Raw genomic sequence first — 532 nt, 5'->3', positions numbered from 1 at the left:
AAAACGATTGCCGAATTGAATATGGCGCGTGAGAGTGGTTTGTATATCTTGGTTGAGTTTATTGGCAACCCTATCACTGCCATGTTTATCGCCGTGTTTGTCGCCTATTATGTGTTGGGTATACGCCAGCATATGAGCATGGGGACGATGCTCACACATACGGAAAATGGCTTCGGTTCTATTGCTAATATTTTGCTGATTATCGGGGCCGGAGGCGCATTCAACGCCATTTTAAAAAGCAGCAGTCTCGCTGATACGCTGGCAGTTATTCTCTCCAATATGCATATGCACCCGATTCTTCTGGCCTGGTTAGTGGCTCTTATTCTGCATGCGGCAGTGGGCTCCGCTACCGTGGCAATGATGGGGGCAACGGCAATTGTTGCACCCATGCTGCCGCTGTATCCCGACATCAGCCCGGAAATTATTGCGATTGCTATCGGTTCAGGTGCAATTGGCTGCACTATCGTTACGGACTCGCTTTTCTGGCTAGTGAAGCAATATTGCGGCGCTACGCTCAATGAAACATTTAAAT

At 48.3% G+C, this 532-nt stretch carries 1 protein-coding gene; it reads left to right on the top strand.

All coding sequences use genetic code 11. The features are described from left to right. Positions 1-21 precede the first annotated feature (21 nt). Positions 22-532, top strand: a 511-nt coding sequence (locus K0039_RS24860; protein WP_500303706.1) for a GntT/GntP/DsdX family permease, incomplete at its 3' end; no start/stop codon positions are given.

Source organism: Terrisporobacter mayombei, assembly GCF_020748465.1.
Classification (GTDB): domain Bacteria; phylum Bacillota; class Clostridia; order Peptostreptococcales; family Peptostreptococcaceae; genus Terrisporobacter; species Terrisporobacter mayombei.
The sequence above is the reverse complement of the archived record's forward strand: the minus strand, read 5'-3'. Positions and strand labels throughout refer to the sequence as shown.